Annotated in this window: 15 protein-coding genes; 2 read left to right on the top strand and 13 right to left on the bottom strand. The window is 61.3% G+C overall.

The genetic code is table 11. The features are described 5' to 3' along the window. Positions 1-109 precede the first annotated feature (109 nt). The gene (locus tag AB5Y47_RS13960; RefSeq protein WP_045523773.1) at positions 110-2,995 is read left to right on the top strand and encodes an HD domain-containing phosphohydrolase; all 2,886 of its coding nucleotides are present in this window, start codon (positions 110-112) and stop codon (positions 2,993-2,995) included. A gap of 70 nt (positions 2,996-3,065) precedes the next feature. Here the strand turns inward: AB5Y47_RS13960 and AB5Y47_RS13955 are convergent, their stop codons facing one another. The 4 genes from AB5Y47_RS13955 to rplU form a co-directional block, all read right to left on the bottom strand. Next, positions 3,066-4,436: a YjiH family protein gene (locus tag AB5Y47_RS13955; protein ID WP_010673201.1), complete on the bottom strand. Its 1,371-nt coding sequence runs from the start codon at positions 4,434-4,436 to the stop codon at positions 3,066-3,068. 366 nt (positions 4,437-4,802) lie between these two features. After that, positions 4,803-6,005, bottom strand: a complete 1,203-nt coding sequence (cgtA, locus tag AB5Y47_RS13950; RefSeq protein ID WP_010673200.1) for an Obg family GTPase CgtA — start codon at positions 6,003-6,005, stop codon at positions 4,803-4,805. A gap of 189 nt (positions 6,006-6,194) precedes the next feature. Continuing rightward, the gene (gene rpmA, locus AB5Y47_RS13945; RefSeq protein ID WP_010673199.1) at positions 6,195-6,452 is read right to left on the bottom strand and encodes a 50S ribosomal protein L27; all 258 of its coding nucleotides are present in this window, start codon (positions 6,450-6,452) and stop codon (positions 6,195-6,197) included. A gap of 17 nt (positions 6,453-6,469) precedes the next feature. Beyond that, on the bottom strand, positions 6,470-6,781 hold the full coding sequence (gene rplU, locus AB5Y47_RS13940) for a 50S ribosomal protein L21 (RefSeq protein WP_005304210.1): 312 nt from the start codon (positions 6,779-6,781) through the stop codon (positions 6,470-6,472). A 242-nt stretch (positions 6,782-7,023) separates the two neighbouring features. Between rplU and ispB the strand changes: the two genes are divergently transcribed. After that, positions 7,024-7,995: an octaprenyl diphosphate synthase gene (gene ispB, locus AB5Y47_RS13935; protein ID WP_010673198.1), complete on the top strand. Its 972-nt coding sequence runs from the start codon at positions 7,024-7,026 to the stop codon at positions 7,993-7,995. An 88-nt stretch (positions 7,996-8,083) separates the two neighbouring features. On the opposite strand, the gene AB5Y47_RS13930 is transcribed toward ispB, so the two are convergent. The 9 genes from AB5Y47_RS13930 to tsaE all read right to left on the bottom strand — a co-directional run bounded on the left by AB5Y47_RS13930 (position 8,084) and on the right by tsaE (position 17,197). Then, complete coding sequence (locus AB5Y47_RS13930; RefSeq protein ID WP_049636189.1) at positions 8,084-8,272, bottom strand: DUF2065 family protein; 189 nt, start codon at positions 8,270-8,272, stop codon at positions 8,084-8,086. A 91-nt stretch (positions 8,273-8,363) separates the two neighbouring features. After that, positions 8,364-9,248 (bottom strand): protease modulator HflC, encoded by an 885-nt coding sequence (gene hflC / locus AB5Y47_RS13925; RefSeq protein WP_010673196.1) that lies wholly within the window; start codon positions 9,246-9,248, stop codon positions 8,364-8,366. Between the two features lie 3 nt (positions 9,249-9,251). Further along, positions 9,252-10,403: an FtsH protease activity modulator HflK gene (hflK, locus tag AB5Y47_RS13920; protein WP_010673195.1), complete on the bottom strand. Its 1,152-nt coding sequence runs from the start codon at positions 10,401-10,403 to the stop codon at positions 9,252-9,254. 93 nt (positions 10,404-10,496) lie between these two features. Next, positions 10,497-11,783, bottom strand: coding sequence for a ribosome rescue GTPase HflX (gene hflX, locus AB5Y47_RS13915; RefSeq protein ID WP_010673194.1), 1,287 nt, complete (start codon positions 11,781-11,783; stop codon positions 10,497-10,499). Positions 11,784-11,846: 63 nt separating this feature from the next. Next, on the bottom strand, positions 11,847-12,110 hold the full coding sequence (gene hfq, locus AB5Y47_RS13910; RefSeq protein WP_011704864.1) for an RNA chaperone Hfq: 264 nt from the start codon (positions 12,108-12,110) through the stop codon (positions 11,847-11,849). A 72-nt stretch (positions 12,111-12,182) separates the two neighbouring features. Further along, entirely contained in the window at positions 12,183-13,100 is a 918-nt protein-coding gene (miaA, locus tag AB5Y47_RS13905) for a tRNA (adenosine(37)-N6)-dimethylallyltransferase MiaA (RefSeq protein ID WP_080770083.1), read from the bottom strand. Between the two features lie 92 nt (positions 13,101-13,192). Further along, positions 13,193-15,076 carry a DNA mismatch repair endonuclease MutL gene (gene mutL, locus AB5Y47_RS13900; protein ID WP_043152557.1) on the bottom strand — a complete coding sequence of 628 codons (1,884 nt, stop codon included), beginning with the start codon at positions 15,074-15,076 and terminating at the stop codon, positions 13,193-13,195. Positions 15,077-15,182: 106 nt separating this feature from the next. Then, positions 15,183-16,733 (bottom strand): N-acetylmuramoyl-L-alanine amidase, encoded by a 1,551-nt coding sequence (locus AB5Y47_RS13895; protein WP_041214594.1) that lies wholly within the window; start codon positions 16,731-16,733, stop codon positions 15,183-15,185. After that, entirely contained in the window at positions 16,724-17,197 is a 474-nt protein-coding gene (gene tsaE / locus AB5Y47_RS13890; protein ID WP_029313846.1) for a tRNA (adenosine(37)-N6)-threonylcarbamoyltransferase complex ATPase subunit type 1 TsaE, read from the bottom strand. The genes AB5Y47_RS13895 and tsaE overlap by 10 nt, the downstream gene beginning before the upstream one ends. Positions 17,198-17,212 lie beyond the last annotated feature (15 nt).

Raw genomic sequence — 17,212 nt, 5'->3', positions numbered from 1 at the left:
GTTGATTTGGGGCTGAAGAGCGCAAGATCGAGTCCTAGGCTTTTTGTCATCCAGCAAGCACACTGTTAGGTGACCAATACGGCGATCGCCAGGGGACAAGGATCCGTCCATGACAAACGCAAGTCTCAGTCGCAGACCCTTTTACGTACACATTGCCACCCTTTTCATCCTGCTCTTCTCCTTGCTGGGGGGCGCCCTCATCGTGCTGCAGTTCCAGCAGGGCATGCAGCAGGGGCTGGAGCACGAACGTCAGAGCTTCCAGCAATACCGGGAGCAGCTTGCCCTCGCCATCAAGCTGAACCAGCGACCGGCCCGCATGTCCCTGAATCTGCTGCGCAGCGGCCAGCTGTCCGCCATGACAGGGCTGGAGACGCGGCTAGCCTTCCTGCCCCAGCTGGCGGAAGTGCTGGCCAACAGCACCAGTTACGGTGCCATCTATGCCGGTTACGAGGACGGCGATTTCTTTCTGGTACGCAAGCTGACCGAACGGGCGAGAGGGGCGCTGGAGGCGCCTCCGCCCGAGAGCCGCCTGCTGGTCCAGAGCCTGCATCAGGGACAGGGAGAGTTCCTCTATTTCGACCAGCGGCTGCGGCTGCTGGAGCGGCGCCCCATGCCGGATTACCGTTTCGATCCGCGAGATCGGGGCTGGTACAAGGAGGCGCGCTGGAGCACGGGCATCATAGTGACCCACCCTTACCTCTTCTTCACTACCCGGGAGCCAGGCATGACACTGGCGGTGGAGAGCGATGATCGCCGGGCGGTGATCGGGCTCGATGCGGGCGTGGAGGGACTCTCTTCCCTCATCGGCGAGTTGCCCCTGCCCGGTCACAGCCAGCTGGTGCTGTTTGACGAGGTCGGGACCCTGCTGGCCACGGATCCCGAGCGCCTTCCAAGCTTCGAGCAACTGAGCCGCCTGCCCATGCTGTCGGCCCTCAATCACCCCATTCTCACCAGGCTGCAACAGGAGATGGCCGCGCGGCCAGCCCTGCTGCATCACCCCGCCGAGCTGACCCTGGCAACGGTTCAGGGTCAGGAGTGGCTGGTCAACCTCTCCTCCCTCGGGGAAGAGTCTCCGTTTTATCTCGCCCTCCTGGTGCCCACCGAGGTGCTCACCGCCCCGGCGCGCCAGGATGCACTGCACAATCTCGCCTGGGCCCTTGCCGGTCTGCTGCTCCTGCTGCCCGTCATCTGGCTGGCAGCCCGGCGCACTGCCGCCCCCTTGCTGGTATTGACCGGGGAGGCTGAGCGGATCCAGCACTTCGACTTTGGCGAAAGCCCGGGGCCGGATTCGGCGATCCGCGAAATTGACGACCTCGCCCGCGCCATGTCCAGCATGCGCCTGACCCTCGGCAATTTCATGAACATGGGCCGGGCGCTGGCGGCAGAGCATCGCTTCGATTCATTGCTCAGCCGTATCCTGCACGAGACGGTGGCGGCTGCCCAGGCCGAGGGCGGCTGCCTCTTCCTGGCCCAGGAGAGCGAGATGCAGGCCGTTCACGCCATCTGGCAGGGGCAGCCGCTGGCGTGCGAACAGGTACAGTGGCAGGCGGCGCTGCTCGGCGGTCTCTACCACACGGAGCGCCTCTGCCTGCCCCTCGACGAGGCACAGTGGGCCCGCTACCTCACCGACTGGGGCCCCTTCCCTGGTGCCTGCCAACTGCTGGTCGAGCCCCTTCACAACCACCGTCAGGAGCTGATCGGCTGCCTGCTGCTGATCCTGCCAGACTGCTCGGCCCGCGAACTGGCCTCGCGCATCAGCCTCATCGAGGCGCTGGCGGGCACTTCCTCCTCCGCCATCGAAAACCAGCGCCTGCTGGAGGAGCAGAAGCAACTGCTGGAAGCCTTCATCGAGCTCATCGCCGGTGCCATCGATGCCAAGAGCCCCTACACCGGCGGCCACTGCCAGCGGGTGCCGGAACTGGCCAGGATGCTGACCCAGGCTGCCTGCTCACAGCAGACGGGGCCCTTTGCCGATTTCCGGCTCAACGAAGAGGAGTGGGAGGCCATCCATATTGCGAGCTGGCTGCACGACTGCGGCAAGGTCACCACCCCGGAGTTCGTGGTGGACAAGGCGACCAAGCTCGAGACCATCTACGACAGGATCCACGAGATCCGCACCCGCTTCGAGGTGCTCAAGCGGGATGCCCACATCGAGGCACTCTGCGCCCTGCTGCCCCCATCCGGGCAGCAGGCCGCCCTCGAGGCCCTGCTCCCCCTCTGGCACACCCTGGATCAGGAGTTTGCCTTCGTGGCCGAGTGCAATCTGGGGGGCGAGTGGATGGCGCCGGAGAAGCTAGCCAGGCTGGATGCCATTGCCAGCCGCACCTGGTTGCGCACTCTGGACGATCGGCTCGGTATCAGTCAGGAGGAACGCAAGCGCCACCAGGAGGCCCCCTCTCCCCTCCCCTGCCGAGAGTCGCTGCTCGCCGACAAGGCGGTCCATCTCATCCCTCGCCCCGAGCACGACAATCTCGCCCGACACAACCCATGGGGCTTCAAGGTGCGGGTGCCCACCCACCTCTACAACCGGGGGGAACGCTACAACCTCGCCATCGGCCGTGGCACCCTCACCGAAGAGGAGCGCTACAAGATCAACGATCACATCATCCAGACCATACGCATGCTGGAGAAGCTCCCCTTCCCCCGCCATTTGCGCAAGGTGCCGGAGATTGCGGGGGGCCATCACGAGCGGATGGACGGCACGGGCTATCCGCGCCAGTTGCAAGGGGGGCAGATGAGCATTCCCGCCCGCATCATGGCCATTGCAGACATCTTCGAGGCGCTGACGGCGAGCGATCGCCCCTACAAGTCTGGCAAAACGGTCTCCCAGTCCCTGGCCATCATGGTGAAGATGGTGCAGGAACAGCACATAGACCCGGCCCTGTTTGCCCTCTTCATCGAGAGCGGCATCTGGCGGGACTACGCCAGACGCTTCCTCGCCCCCGAGCAGCTGGACGAGGTCGAATGCCAGGCCCTGCTGGCAGGATCACACTGACCTTCCGCCGACACTCGCCCATAAAAAAACGGTCAACCCGGGTTGACCGTTTTTCGTTCCACTTCGTCCCTTAGAACAGCAGGTGCGCCACACCGGCAATCACCGGCAGGGTGACCAGGGTGCGCAGCAGGAAGATGACGAACAGCTCCCACAACTTGACCGGGATCTTGCTGCCCAGCAACAGAGCGCCCACTTCCGACATGTAGATGAGCTGGGTGACCGACATGGCGGCGATCACGAAGCGGGTGATGTCGCTCTCGATAGTGGAGGCCAGCACCGCCGGGATGAACATGTCAGCGAAGCCCACCATGATGGTCTTGGAAGCGGCTTCCGCCTCCGGTAGTTGCAGCAGCTCGAGCAAAGGCACGAAGGGCGCCCCCAGCCAGTTGAACACCGGGGTGTGCTCCGCCAGCATCAGGGCACAGGTCCCGACGGCCATCACCACCGGCAGCACGCCAAATACCATGTCCAGGGCGTTTTTCACCCCTTCACGCGCCACGGCGCCGAGATCCGTCATGCTGTCGGCCTTGGTCAGGGCACGATGGTAGCCGTAGCTCAGCACGCTGTGCTGATGGGGGATGGCCTCCTGCTTGCGGCACAGGGGAGTACCGTCGCTGTAGACATCCTTCTTCCAGGAGAGCGGCGGCAGGCGCGGTACCACGATGGCGGCCACCACACCGGCCAGGCAGACGGTCAGGTAGAAGGGGACGAACATATGCTCCAGCTTCACCTGGGAGATCACCACCAGACAGAAGGTGATGGAGACGGCGGAGAAGGTGGTACCGATGACGGCCGCTTCCCGCTGGGTGTAGAACTTGCCTTCATACTGCTTGCTGGTCAGCAGGATCCCGACGCTGCCATCACCGAGCCAGGAGGCGAAGCAGTCCACCGCAGAACGACCCGGCAGACGGAACACCGGACGCATGATCCGGGTCATCATGGTACCGACAAACTCCAGCAGACCAAAATCCAGCAGCAAGGGCAGCAGCAGGCCCGCAAAGATGAAGACGGAGAACAGTACCGGCAGCAGATCATGCAGCACCAGGCCACCGGTCGCCCCTGAGCGCAGCACCTCGGGACCGGCTTCAAAGAAGGTCAACAGCACGAAGACCCCGCCCAGCACCCGCACGCACGCCCAGAAGGGGGAGACGTTGAACAGGCTGTTGAGGAAGGGGCGTTTTACCAGGATCGCCGGTTTGAACAGCCAGGCGATCAGGGTCATCAGCATGGTGGTGGTGATGATGGCGCTGACCATGGCCACCAGATGATCGGCAAACACCGTTTGAACCAGCTTCGCCAACACGGCGACGGGAATGGTGACATTGCCGTCATAGATGACCGGGGTCATGAACAGCAGGATCCCGATCAGTGACGGGATCAAAAACATCAGCACGTTGCGGCGAGTACGGATTGCCGGTGCTTCCAGGGTCTTTTCCAACATATAAACAGCCTTAAATGTGACTTTTCCTTCAGCCGGGCCGCCTGCATACTCATGCCCTCGCCCGGAAAACGGGCGCAAGAATAACCCAAAAAACTGCACAAACAAGCCGTTAATTGATCATTTCAAGCATAAATATTTTATCAGGCGAACCATCCATAAGAACAAACCAAAACAGTCATGCATATCGATTCAATTTGAATGGTTAGCATAATGTTTCATACAGGTTACATTCAGGTGCGCAGTATAATCCGCAGCCACTGTCAGGCAATAAGAGACATAAAAAATATATCTATAGGGTGATCCCGTCGATCCTCCCATAAAAAAACCGGAGCCTGTCTGGCTCCGGTCTTGTCACGAACATGATGCTCAATCGCGAACGTAAATGACTTCGACGCCGTCGTCGTCCTCATCGTCCCAGTCGTCATCGTCCAAGCCATCATCGAAGGCCTTGGACGCCGCCAGGGCATCGGCTTCCGCCTTGGCAAGCTGGTTCTTGTGATAGTCATCCCACTTGAACTCCACCTTCTCGATGGCGTCTCTGGCATCTTCCGCCAGCTGACGAGGCATGGTATCCAGCAGATCCAGGATGTCGTAGCACACCTTCTTGGTGCCTTCCTTGCTGATGGCGGTGATGGCGTAGACCGGACCTTCGTGGTTGAGGGCTGCCTTGACTCTGTCCATCACTTCCTGAGCCTCTTCTTCCAGGATCAGGTCCATCTTGTTGAACACCAGCCAGCGCGGCTTGCCCGCAAGCTCGGGGCTGTATTTTTCCAGCTCCCGGACGATGGTCACGGCGTTCTCGGCAGGATCGGAGCCATCCACCGGGCAGATGTCCACCAGGTGGATCAGGACGCGGCAACGCTCCAGGTGCTTGAGGAAGCGGATACCGAGGCCTGCTCCCTCGGCAGCCCCTTCGATGAGGCCGGGAATGTCGGCAATGACGAAGGAGCGGGAGTTTTCACCTCGTACCACACCCAGGTTCGGTACCAGGGTGGTGAAGGGGTAGTCTGCCACTTTCGGACGGGCCGCAGAAACGGCGCGAATGAAGGTGGACTTGCCAGCGTTCGGCAGACCCAGCATGCCGACATCCGCCAGCAGCAGCAGCTCCAGCCTCAGGGTACGCACTTCACCCGGGGTGCCGTTGCTCTTCTGGCGCGGCGCCCGGTTGACCGAGCTCTTGAAGCGGGTGTTGCCAAGGCCGTGGAAACCGCCCTTGGCAACCAGCAGCTTCTGATCGTGACTGGTCAAATCCCCCAGCAGTTCGCCGGTGTCTTCATCGGTGGCGCGGGTGCCGACCGGTACTCGCAGGATCTTGTCCTTGCCGCGACGACCGGTACAGTTGGCACTCTGGCCGTTCTCGCCACGCTCGGCGGCGTGGAAGCGCTCGAAACGGTAGTCGATCAGGGTGTTCAGGTTTTCATCGGCCACCAGATACACGTCGCCACCATCACCGCCGTCACCGCCGTCCGGGCCGCCGTTCGGGATGTACTTCTCGCGGCGGAAGCTCACACAACCGTTACCACCGTCACCGGCATCGACTCGAATCTGGACTTCATCAACAAACTTCATAGGTAACCGTCACCTTAATTCGAAAAACCGATACGCAATTATAGTGATACGGGCCCCTTCGGGCGAGGCGCATCTGGCCGATGAGGGCTGTCAGCGCCGGCTCATCCGCGTGCCGTTTTTTCGTCAAACTCATCAGAAAAACAAAAGCCCCGCCAGGTTGGCGGGGCTTCGGATCCTTGCGGTCCGTAATTACTCAGCAACGATGCTGACGTACTTACGATTCTGCGGACCTTTAACTTCGAACTGCACTTTACCGTTCGCGGTAGCGAACAGAGTGTGGTCCTTGCCCAGACCAACGTTCTCACCAGCGTGGAACTTGGTGCCGCGCTGACGAACGATGATGCTGCCAGCCAGAACTGTTTCGCCGCCGAAACGCTTCACGCCCAGGCGTTTAGCTTCAGAATCGCGACCGTTGCGGGATGAACCGCCAGCTTTTTTGTGTGCCATCTATCGGACTCCTCTAATTAAGCGCTGATGCCAGTGATTTTGACTTCAGTGAACCACTGACGGTGGCCCGCTTGCTTACGGTGGTGCTTACGACGACGGAACTTGACGATAGTCACTTTCTCGCCACGGCCGTGAGCCACAACTTCAGCCACAACCTTGCCACCTTCAACGAAAGGAGCACCTACTTTGAAAGTGTCGCCTGCAGCAACCATCAGCACTTCGTTGAAGTCGATGGTAGCGCCAGTCTCAACGTTCAGCTTTTCCAGACGAACGATTTGACCTTCGGCCACACGGTGTTGTTTTCCGCCGCTTTGGAATACCGCGTACATTTGATTAACTCCGTAAAGGCGTGTCTTTTGCTCAAGGCCAGACACGCACAAAAACCTATAACAATGGGCGGGCATTCTACGCAGAACGATTTGCCGAGGCAAGGCCAATTTAGCAAAAAGTTTATTTTGTGCGCATATCTGCCCCCGTGAATAAACGCCTAACTGTAACCCATTGTGAAATCGTGTAGAATCCCCGCCATTGCTAAAAACGCAGTAAATGCTGCCGTCACGTTACGAGACTTATGGACCAACAGACTATCCGTGCGCTCTGTGCCGCCGACATGACGGCGGTCAATGAACTGATCCTGGCGAGACTCCAGTCCGATGTCAGCCTGATCAACCAGCTGGGTTTCTATATTGTCAGTGCGGGCGGAAAACGGATGCGCCCCATGCTGACCGTGATGGCCGCACGCGCACTGGGCTATGAGGGTGAAGATCACCTGAAACTGGCCGCCATCATCGAATTCATTCACACCTCCACCCTGCTGCACGACGACGTGGTCGACGAATCCGACCTGCGCCGCGGCCGGGAAACCGCCAACGCCCTGTTTGGCAACGCCGCCAGCGTTCTGGTGGGTGACTACCTCTACAGCCGCTCCTTCCAGATGATGAGCGAACTCTCCAACCTGAAGGTGATGGAGATCCTCTCCGATGCCACCAATACCATCGCCGAAGGAGAAGTGCTGCAGCTGATGAACTGCAACGATCCGGATACCACGGAAGAGAGCTACATGACGGTCATCTACTGCAAGACCGCCAAGCTGTTTGAAGCCGCGACCCGACTCGCCGCCGTGCTGACCCATCAGCCCGAGCCCGTCGAGCAGGCCATGACCGACTACGGCAAGTACCTGGGTACCGCGTTCCAGATCATCGACGACGTGATGGACTACTGCTCCCAGAGCGAGGAGATGGGCAAGAACGTGGGTGACGATCTGGCCGAAGGCAAGCCGACCCTGCCGCTGTTGCGCGCCATGGAAGTGGGTACCCCGGAAGAGCGTCAACTGGTGCGCGATGCCATCGAGCACCGCAACGGTATGGATCACCTGGAGCGTATTCTGGGCATCCTGGATCGCACCGGAGCTCTCGAATACTCCCGCCAGCGGGCTCGGGAAGAGGCTGACAAGGCCATCGCCGCCCTCGCCATCCTGCCGGACTCCCGGCACAAGCAAGCGCTGGAGACCCTGGCCCACATGGCGGTGCAGCGCAGCGCCTGATGCCAGCCGGCGGACAATAAAAAAGAGGCCAGAGGGCCTCTTTTTTATTGTCCGAATTCGCCGTGCCACTGTCGTATCAACACAGGCTCTAACGGGCCGACGCCCACAAGATGACACCACCTGCCACCACCAGACAGCCGCCGATGCGGCGCAGCTGTTCCGGCGGCAACTCCCCGAGCAGGCGCAGCATCTGCTGCCATGCCCTGGGAGCGAGCAAGGGCCCCAATCCTTCGAAGAGCAGCAGCAACCCCAGCCCCATCAACATGGATGTCAGCATCACCTCTCCCTATCCCTGTTCCCCTGCCGGTCTGTGGCCGGCAAACAAAAGGGCCTGAATCATCAGGCCCTTGGGTCATATCAACACATGTTTACTGCTTGTTGCCGTGCGGCGACTTGAGGTAGCGGAAGAACTCGCTGTCCGGTTTCAGGACCATGAGGTCGTTGCCACCGGCGAAGCTCTTGCGATAGGCCTCCATGCTGCGCACGAAACTGAAGAACTCCGGGTCCTTCTTGTAGCTGTCGGCATAGATCCTGGCGGCTTCGGCATCCCCTTCACCACGCAGTTGACGGGCATTACTCTCGGCGTCGGCGATCATCACGGTCACCTTGCGGTCGATGTCGGCACGCAGGATCTCGGCCTGCTCGCGGCCCTGTGAACGGTGTTCACGGGCAACCGCGGTCCGCTCGGCACGCATCCGCTGATAGATGGAGCTGGAAACTTCCACCGGCAGGTTGATCTGCTTGATGCGCACATCCACCACCTTGATGCCGAGCTCGGAGGAGCGCGCCATCTTCATCAGGGCATCTTCCATCACGGTACTGCGCTCGCCGGAGACGATGTCCTTGATGGTGCGGTTACCGATCTCGGAACGCAGGCCGTTGTTGATCTTGCGCTTGAGCAGGTCTTCAGCCTGGATCTTGTTGCCACCACCGGTCGCCAGGTAGTACTTGGAGAAGTCCTCGATCTTCCACTTCACGTAGGAGTCGATGATGAGGTCCTTCTTCTCGGACGTAACGAAGCGATCCGCCTGGCCTTCCAGAGTCTGGATGCGGGCATCCATCTTGCGTACCTGGTCGATGAGCGGCACCTTGAAGTGCAGACCCGGCTCGTACAGGCGCGGTTCACCAGAGTCGACCCGTTTCACCTTGCCAAACTGCACCACGATCCCCTTCTGTCCTTCATCGACGATGAAGATGGAAGAGAAGCAGACCATGGCGGCCACAGCGATGACACCAATAGCTAGCTTTTTCATCTATCAGTTTCTCCCTGTGCTGAAACGATCACCGCCACGCAGCGGGGTCGGAGTGGAGTTGGCCCCTTCGTTGGACGGCTGGGCCGCCTCGACTGCCGGGGTGCCCGCAGGACGTGCCGGTTGCACGGCATTCGCCTTGCCAGAGAGCTTGTCGAGCGGCAGGTAGATCATGCTGTTGTTGCCGGCCGGCATGTCGACCACCACCTTGTTGGCCTGCTGATAGAGCTCTTCCATGGTTTCCAGGTAGATACGATCACGGGTCAGCTCGGGCGCGGCCTGATACTGGGGCAGCAGCTCGTTGAAGCGGGCGACTTCACCCTTGGCCTTCAACACGATCTGGGACTTGTAGGCTTCGGCCTCCTGCTCCAGACGTTTGACCTGGCCACGAGCCTTGGGCTCCACTTCACGGGCATAGGCTTCCGCTTCACGGATGAAACGCTGCTCATCTTCCTGGGCGGAGATGGCGTCATCAAACGCATCCTTCACCTCTTCCGGCGGACGCGCCGGCAGGAAGTTGACGTCCACGATCTGCAGACCCATCTGATAAGGCTCAATGATGCTGTCGATCACCTGCCAGGTTTCCTGACGCACCTTCTCACGACCCGTGGTCAGCACATCGTCCATCCGGGTGTGACCCACCACGTAGCGCAGGGCGCTGTCCGTGGCCTGGCTCAGGCTCTCGTCGGCGTTGGTCACGCTGAACAGGTACTGCTCGGGATCGACCACGCGATACTGCACGTCCATCTCGACCCGCACCACGTTCTCATCCTGGGTCAGCATGAAACCGGACGCCGGCAGGGAACGGACAGACTCCACGTCCACCGGGATCACCCGGTCGATGAAGGTCGGTTTCCAGCGCAGGCCGGGATCCACGTTGTGGGAGTATTCGCCAAAGCGCAGCACCACGCCCCGCTCGGCTTCGCGAATGGTGTAGAAGCCGCTGACGACCCACACCACCACGGCCACCACCAAGGCGATGGAGAGGCCGAATTTGCCCACGTCACCACCACCGGATTTGCCACCACCGAGCAGACCGCCAAAACGACGGCTCACCTTGCGAAGCATCTCGTCCAGATCAGGGGGGCCCTGATTCTTGCCGTTGTTCCCCCAGGGGTCACGGTCTTTGCCATTGTTACCAGGCTCATTCCAAGCCATCAGCGTCTCCATTAATACATGCGGATGGATATCATCTCTATCGGGCCACAGAGGGGCGATGAAGTCAGCAAACCATTTATGTTCATCGACCCATCAATGTCTGATAAAGCGTTGTAAACTCTCACCTTCTTGTTTCATTAGGCGGTTCCAGTCAGCCAGTTGCAGGCGAACTTCCAGCACAAAGTCCCCCTCCTCGCTGAAACCTTCCTGCTCGATACCTTTCAGCCGATAGAGCGCACTGCGCAGTCTGGCGGCGGAAGGGGGCAGTTGCAGGGTGTGATGCACCATGGAGCCGGCCAGCAGCTCGGTCAGTGCCTGGAACAGGTATTCACTGCCCTCGCCAGTCTGGGCCGACAACCAGACTCGCACCGGTCGCCCAGCCTCATCCCGTTCAAGACCAGCCGGACGATCCCCCAGCTTGTCGATCTTGTTGCAGATCATCAGTTGGGGACGGTCATCCGCCTCGATCTCGGCCAGCACACGCTGGACCGACTCGATATTCTCCTGCATCTGTTCATCGGCGCAGTCCACCACATGCAGCAGCAGGTCCGCTTCGCGAGTCTCCTGCAGGGTCGCCTTGAAGGCCGCGACCAGATCATGGGGCAAGTGCCGAATAAATCCAACTGTATCCGCCAGGATCACATCACCCACATCCTGGATCACCAATTTACGCAGGGTGGGGTCCAGGGTTGCGAACAATTGGTCGGCAGCATACACGCTGGCATCTGTAAGTTGGTTGAACAAAGTGGATTTTCCGGCGTTGGTATACCCCACCAGAGAAACGGTCGGCACTTCGTTGCGGTTGCGGGCACGGCGCCCCTGCTCCCGCTGCTTGGCCACCTTGTCGAGGCGGCGCAAAATGGCCTTGATACGCTCACGCAGCAGGCGTCGGTCGGTTTCAAGCTGGGTTTCACCCGGGCCGCGCAGACCGATCCCCCCCTTTTGTCGCTCAAGGTGGGTCCAGCCTCGCACCAGACGAGTGGAAAGATGGCGCAACTGGGCCAGTTCGACCTGCAACTTGCCTTCGTGAGTGCGGGCGCGCTGGGCGAAGATATCGAGGATAAGACCAGTCCTGTCCACGACCCGGCACTGGAACAGACGCTCCAGGTTGCGCTCCTGGGCAGGGGTCAGGGCATGGTTGAAGATGACCACGTCGGCGTCCAGCATCTGGACCTGGGACGCGATCTCTTCCGCCTTGCCGCTGCCGACAAAAAATTTGGCGCTGGGTGCGCTGCGACTGGTGGTGATCACCCCCAGTGCATTGACCCCGGCCGAGCTCACCAGCATCTTGAGCTCGTCCAGATCCTCCCGCTCGCCCTCATCGCTGAAGTTGACATGTACCAGAACGGCCTGTTCACCAGCTTCGTAACGGTCAAACAAGCGCTTGCTCCTTGACAGGTATCATGATGGATCTGAGTTGGCGAGTGAACTCGCCGCAGGATATCACGCCTCGGCTTCACCCTGCTCTTCACCGGCGGCGCCCGGGGCGTGCTGGTGATGGTTGACGGCACGGGCCGGCACCACGGTGGAAATGGCGTGCTTGTAGACCATCTGGCTCACGGTGTTCTTCAGCAGAATGACAAACTGGTCAAACGATTCGATCTGACCCTGCAGTTTGATGCCGTTCACCAAATAGATAGAAACAGGAATACGCTCACGGCGCAGCGCATTCAAAAACGGGTCTTGGAGAGATTGCCCCTTAGCCATCTTTCTTTTCCTTATAGTTTGTTGTTTTTAAACACCGGATATTCAATATAACAACCTGATTATACAGGAGTGTCAAGCCGGACCAGCTTGGGCGACGACCCTGGCCAGATTGCCAGACTCACCAGATTCCAACCAGGTCACATCAGGCCAACCGCGCAACCAGGTCATCTGACGCTTGGCCAACTGGCGGGTGGCAACAATGCCGCGATAACGCATCTCATCATACTCCACTTCCCCCGCCAGGTAGTCCCACATTTGGCGGTATCCCACGCAGCGAATGGAGGGAAGATCCGGGGTGAGATCCCCCCGCTCGTAAAGCGCCCTGACCTCCTGCTCGAAGCCGCTGCCCAGCATCTTGTCAAACCGCTGTTCGATGCGCTGGTGCAGCACGGCCCGATCCCTCGGCGCGATGGCAAACTGCAGCGCCCGGTAGGGCAGCCCCTCTCCCTGTACCTGGGTCAACTCGGTGAGGGTCTTGCCGCTGATGCGGTAAACCTCGAGCGCCCGGCACAGGCGCTGGGGATCGTTGGGGTGGATGCGGGCACCGGCCACCGGGTCGATGCGCACCAGTTCGTCATGGAGCGCCTGCCAGCCGAGGCGGGCAGCCTCTTCCTCGATGCCGGCCCGAATGGCGGGATCGGCGGAAGGCAGCGGAGAAAGCCCCTCCAGCAGCGCCTTGAAATAGAGCATGGTGCCGCCCACCAGCAGCGGAATGCGACCACGGTCGGCGATCTCTTTCATCTCCCGCAGGGCATCCTTGCAAAAATCCGCCGCCGAATAGCTCATGGCGGGATCCAGGATGTCGATCAGCCGGTGCGGGGCCTGTGCCAGCTCGGCTGGCGTCGGCTTGGCGGTGCCTATGTCCATGCCGCGATAGATGAGCGCGGAGTCCACGCTGATGATGTCGCAGGGCAGGGCCTGGCACAGTTCAATGGCGAGATCCGTCTTGCCGGAGGCCGTCGGCCCCATCAGAAAAATTGCAGTCGGCAAGTCAGCCACGTTAAACACTCCCTTCGGCCGCCCCTTCACGGGCGAGCCGGCATAAAACTGGTCATATGGATGCAACAGACGACGAGACGCCGTCAGTTGCCATCGGCAAACTCGGCCAGCACGTTCGCCAGCGACAACGGGCGTACCATGCGAACGTCTGCCAGTTGGTCACTGAAATCGGCAACAAGTTCCGTCAACAACCGGGTGGCAGTGGCAAAATCGTATATTTTTTCGGCACTTATGCCTTGTTCCACCAACCACTGGCATAGTACCCCAGCCTGCGCGTCGGCATCACTGTCAGATCCGCTCTCGACCAATTGCAACAATTCGGGTAAGAGGCGGGCCAGATCGGTCTGGCGCAGCAGGGCGGGCACCCGAGTCAGGATCATGGTGTCGCGTCCCCCGCTTTTCAACTCCAGCCCCATGCGTTTGAGCAGACGTTCCCGCTCCTCCACCAGGGCGACCAGGTTTTTCGGCAGCTTGAAGGAGACCGGCAGCAACAGAGGCTGGGCCGCCAGCCCCTGGCCCCAGGCATCCAGCAGCCAGTGGCGCAACAACAGACGCTCGGCGCGCACCAGGGAGAGCAGCGCCAGTTGCCCCTGACGCTCCATCAGCAGATAGGCCTGCTCGACCAGGCTCAGGGCGCGCCACTCCCCCGTTCGGGCTGGCGTCTCGACGGCACCGCTCTCGGCTCCGGGCCGGGATGCCGGCGTCGCCACCTCGGGCAGGGTGGTAAGCAAGGCGCCCATGCCTCGCATCGCGGCCCGGCTCGGGGGTTCGGGAGGCTGGTAGTGTCCTCCCCTGCCACCACCGCCTTCCCGCACGCCGTCGCCATCTCGCGCAGGGGCAGGAGCCCGATAGCCGTGTTCGGCACCGTACCACTCGGTGCGCGGCGCCTGACCCGGATAGGTGATCTCCGGGCTGCCCGGCAGCTCGACCTGGGTCTCGGCCAGGGGGGCATCGGTGGCGCTCCCTGCCCCGTCCTGGCGCAGTGCGGTAAACAGCGCCTGGAAGATGAAATCGTGGATGAGACGCGCCTGATGGAAACGCACTTCGTGCTTGGCCGGATGGACGTTGACATCCACCTGGCGGGGATCCAGCTCGATATAGAGCACATAGGCCGCGAAGCGATCGGCGGGCAGCAGCTCGTCATAGGCCTGGCGAATGGCGTGATTGATGAGCTTGTCCCGCATCATGCGGCCATTGACATAGGTGTATTGCAGGTCGTTCTGCGGCCTGGCTCCTGCCGGGGTGGCCAGCCAGCCCCACAACCGCACGTCGCTGTGTTCGCTCGATACCGCCAGGGCATGGTGCATGAAGGGGGAACCGCAGACGGCGGCGAGGCGGCGCTCCTGCTCCGCCACCGTGTTGGCCGCCTTGTACTGGCGCACCACCTTGCCGTTGTGGCGCAGGATCAGGGTAGCGTCGAAGCGGGAGAGCGCGATGCGGCGCACCAGTTCGTCGATGTGGGCAAATTCGGTCTTTTCGCTGCGCATGAACTTGCGCCGCGCCGGGGTGTTGAAGAAGAGATCCACCACCTCCACCGTGGTGCCCACCGGGTGGGCTGCCGGCTTGACGGTGACGCTCATCTCACGCCCTTCCGCCTGGGCCTGCCAGGCCTCGCTCTGCTCTGCCGTGCGGGAGGTGAAGGTGAGGCGGGAGACGGAGCTGATGGAGGCAAGCGCCTCCCCGCGAAAGCCCAGGCTGTTGATCCCTTCCAGATCGTCCAGGGTCGCCACCTTGGAGGTGGCGTGGCGCGACAGCGCCAGCACCAGCTCATCCCTGGCGACACCGCAGCCGTTGTCACGAATGCGGATAAGCTTGGCGCCTCCCTTGTCGATGTCGATCTCGACCCGGTCAGCCCCCGCATCCAGGCTGTTTTCCACCAGTTCCTTCACCACGGAGGAGGGCCGCTCCACGACCTCACCGGCAGCAATCTGGTTGGCCAGAATCGGCGGCAATATACGGATTGGCATCGCTTGCTCCTGCAGATGAAAAAGGGGAAGAGGTGGACCTGGCGCCATCAATGCTCACCGCCCCTCCCTGCCATCGGCAGAGAAGGGCGGCGTTCTTCAGCCCGCGCTATTTTCGCGGAATATAGAGCACCTGCCCTATCTGGATGTCCCGCGACTTGAGCTTGTTGATCTCCACCAGTCGCGCCTGGCTCACCCCGTGTTTCTCGGCGAGCCGGGAGAGGCTCTGGCCACGGGTGACCACGTGGCGGATCATGTTGGACTTGTCGTTGCTCTGCACGCTGGCTACCGGCGCACTCGGCTCCTGGGCTGCGACCTTGTAAGGTTTGATCACGCCGGCACCGGAGGCGCTGCCGACACTGCTGACCGGGGCGCCGCCCTCACCGACGCGATAGGGCTCGCTCGCCGGCATCCGGTTGGTTACGACCTGCTGCGTTGGCTGGGCAGCCGGCTTGCTGACAGCGACCGGCTTGCTGGCAGGCGCCTGACGCGGCGGGGCGGCAACCTGGCCCTTGCCGGTGAGCATGGGCCCCTTGGTCGGATGGCTGCGGTAATAGTTGCGGATCCCCTCGAAGATGGCCCGGGCCAGCTGATCCTGATAGCTGGCGGTGGCCAGCAGCTTCTCCTCGGCGTGGTTCGAGATAAAGCCCGTCTCCACCAGTACCGAGGGGATGTCCGGCGCCTTCAGCACCGCCAGGCTCGCATGTTCCGGCGCCTTCTTGTGCAATCTGGCCACCCGGCCGAGCGAGCGCAGGATCTGGCGGCTGACGTCATAGCCTTCGGCCCTGGACTTGTCCATGGAGAGATCCAGGAAGGTCTGCGCCAGATAGGGGTTGGGATCAGACTCGGCCAATACCTTGCCAACGCCCCCCAGCAGCTCACCCTGCTTCTCCTGCTTCTCGAGCCAGCTACCCATCTCGCGGTTGGCGCGGTTGGTCGACAGCACCCAGACGGAGGCGCCGCGAGGAGTCGAGTTGTGGAAGCTGTCGGCATGCACCGACACCAGCAGGTCAGCCTTGGCCTTTCGGGCAATCTCGGAGCGTTTGTTGAGATCGACGAAGTAGTCGCCACGGCGGGTCAGCACGGCTCGCATGCCGGGCTCCCGGTCGATGAGGGCCGCCAGCTTCTGGGAGACCGCCAGGGTCACCCGCTTCTCGTAGGTGCGGCGCGGGCCGATGGAGCCCGGGTCTTCCCCGCCGTGACCAGGATCGATGGCGATGACGATGGCCTTGCCGTGTCCCCCGACGGGAGCGGGCTGCGCCGCAGCGCTCCCCTTCTCTTCATAGGGAAGATCGATCACCAGACGGTGGCCATAGGGGCCTGCCGGCGCCAGCGGGAAGACCACCGGCTTGATGGCAGAGCCGAGATCCAGCACCAGTCGCAGGCCGCCCTTCTCCAGCGGAGTGCTCTCGCGGATCTTGCGCACCAGCTCGCTCTTGTTCTCGATGCGGGCCAGGTTGGTGGCGTTGCTCGCCCCTTTCAGGTCGATGACCAGACGGTTCGGACCGGTCAGGGTGAAGTAGTTGAAATTGGGGGCGCTGCTCATGTCGAGCACCACCCGGGTGTTGTCCGGTGATGGCCACACCCGCACACTCTTGAGCTGATTGGCCCAGGTGGGCAATGCCATCAGGGAGAGAACAAAAACAAGGATCACGCGCACTGAGATGACAACCGTTCCAGAATGGCTTCGCCGATAGCAGTGCGGGCATCAATCTGCACCTCGCGCTGCTCGTTTGCATAACTCAGGGTGATCTCGAGATCCGGGGCTGGCAGCCAGCCGTCGCCCTTCTCTGGCCACTCCACCAGGCAGAGGGTATCGGCGGCAAAATAGTCGCGAATGCCCATGAACTCCAGCTCTTCCGGGTCCGCCAGTCGATAGAGATCGAAGTGATAGACCTGCCACTGGGCAAGCTCATAGGGCTCCACCAGGGTATAGGTCGGACTCTTGACCTTGCCCTCATGACCCAGTCCCTGTACCCAGCCTCGAGTCAGGGTGGTTTTGCCGGCCCCGAGGGCACCGTGCAGAAATACCGTGGTGGCCTGCTGGCACGCCTTTGCCAGACGGCCACCCAGCGCCACTGTTGCTGCCTCGTCCGGCAGTGTCATCATCAAGGTTTTTGCCATGTTCTTCTTGTTACT

Origin of the sequence: Aeromonas sp. R7-2, from assembly GCF_040908105.1 — a bacterium.
Lineage (GTDB): Bacteria > Pseudomonadota > Gammaproteobacteria > Enterobacterales > Aeromonadaceae > Aeromonas > Aeromonas caviae.
Note: the sequence above shows the minus strand (reverse complement) of the source record. Positions and strands in the feature narration are given on the sequence as shown.

What these genes read in the sequence shown, in the direction of transcription:
- hflK (WP_010673195.1), bottom strand. Translation starts at nt 10,403, where the DNA reads ATGGCTTGGAATGAGCCTGGTAACAATGGCAAAGACCGTGACCCCTGG.
- tsaE (WP_029313846.1), bottom strand. Translation starts at nt 17,197, where the DNA reads ATGGCAAAAACCTTGATGATGACACTGCCGGACGAGGCAGCAACAGTG.
- rplU (WP_005304210.1), bottom strand. Translation starts at nt 6,781, where the DNA reads ATGTACGCGGTATTCCAAAGCGGCGGAAAACAACACCGTGTGGCCGAA.
- AB5Y47_RS13930 (WP_049636189.1), bottom strand. Translation starts at nt 8,272, where the DNA reads ATGCTGACATCCATGTTGATGGGGCTGGGGTTGCTGCTGCTCTTCGAA.
- AB5Y47_RS13955 (WP_010673201.1), bottom strand. Translation starts at nt 4,436, where the DNA reads ATGTTGGAAAAGACCCTGGAAGCACCGGCAATCCGTACTCGCCGCAAC.
- hflC (WP_010673196.1), bottom strand. Translation starts at nt 9,248, where the DNA reads ATGAAAAAGCTAGCTATTGGTGTCATCGCTGTGGCCGCCATGGTCTGC.
- cgtA (WP_010673200.1), bottom strand. Translation starts at nt 6,005, where the DNA reads ATGAAGTTTGTTGATGAAGTCCAGATTCGAGTCGATGCCGGTGACGGT.
- mutL (WP_043152557.1), bottom strand. Translation starts at nt 15,076, where the DNA reads ATGCCAATCCGTATATTGCCGCCGATTCTGGCCAACCAGATTGCTGCC.
- hfq (WP_011704864.1), bottom strand. Translation starts at nt 12,110, where the DNA reads ATGGCTAAGGGGCAATCTCTCCAAGACCCGTTTTTGAATGCGCTGCGC.
- ispB (WP_010673198.1), top strand. Translation starts at nt 7,024, where the DNA reads ATGGACCAACAGACTATCCGTGCGCTCTGTGCCGCCGACATGACGGCG.
- rpmA (WP_010673199.1), bottom strand. Translation starts at nt 6,452, where the DNA reads ATGGCACACAAAAAAGCTGGCGGTTCATCCCGCAACGGTCGCGATTCT.
- AB5Y47_RS13960 (WP_045523773.1), top strand. Translation starts at nt 110, where the DNA reads ATGACAAACGCAAGTCTCAGTCGCAGACCCTTTTACGTACACATTGCC.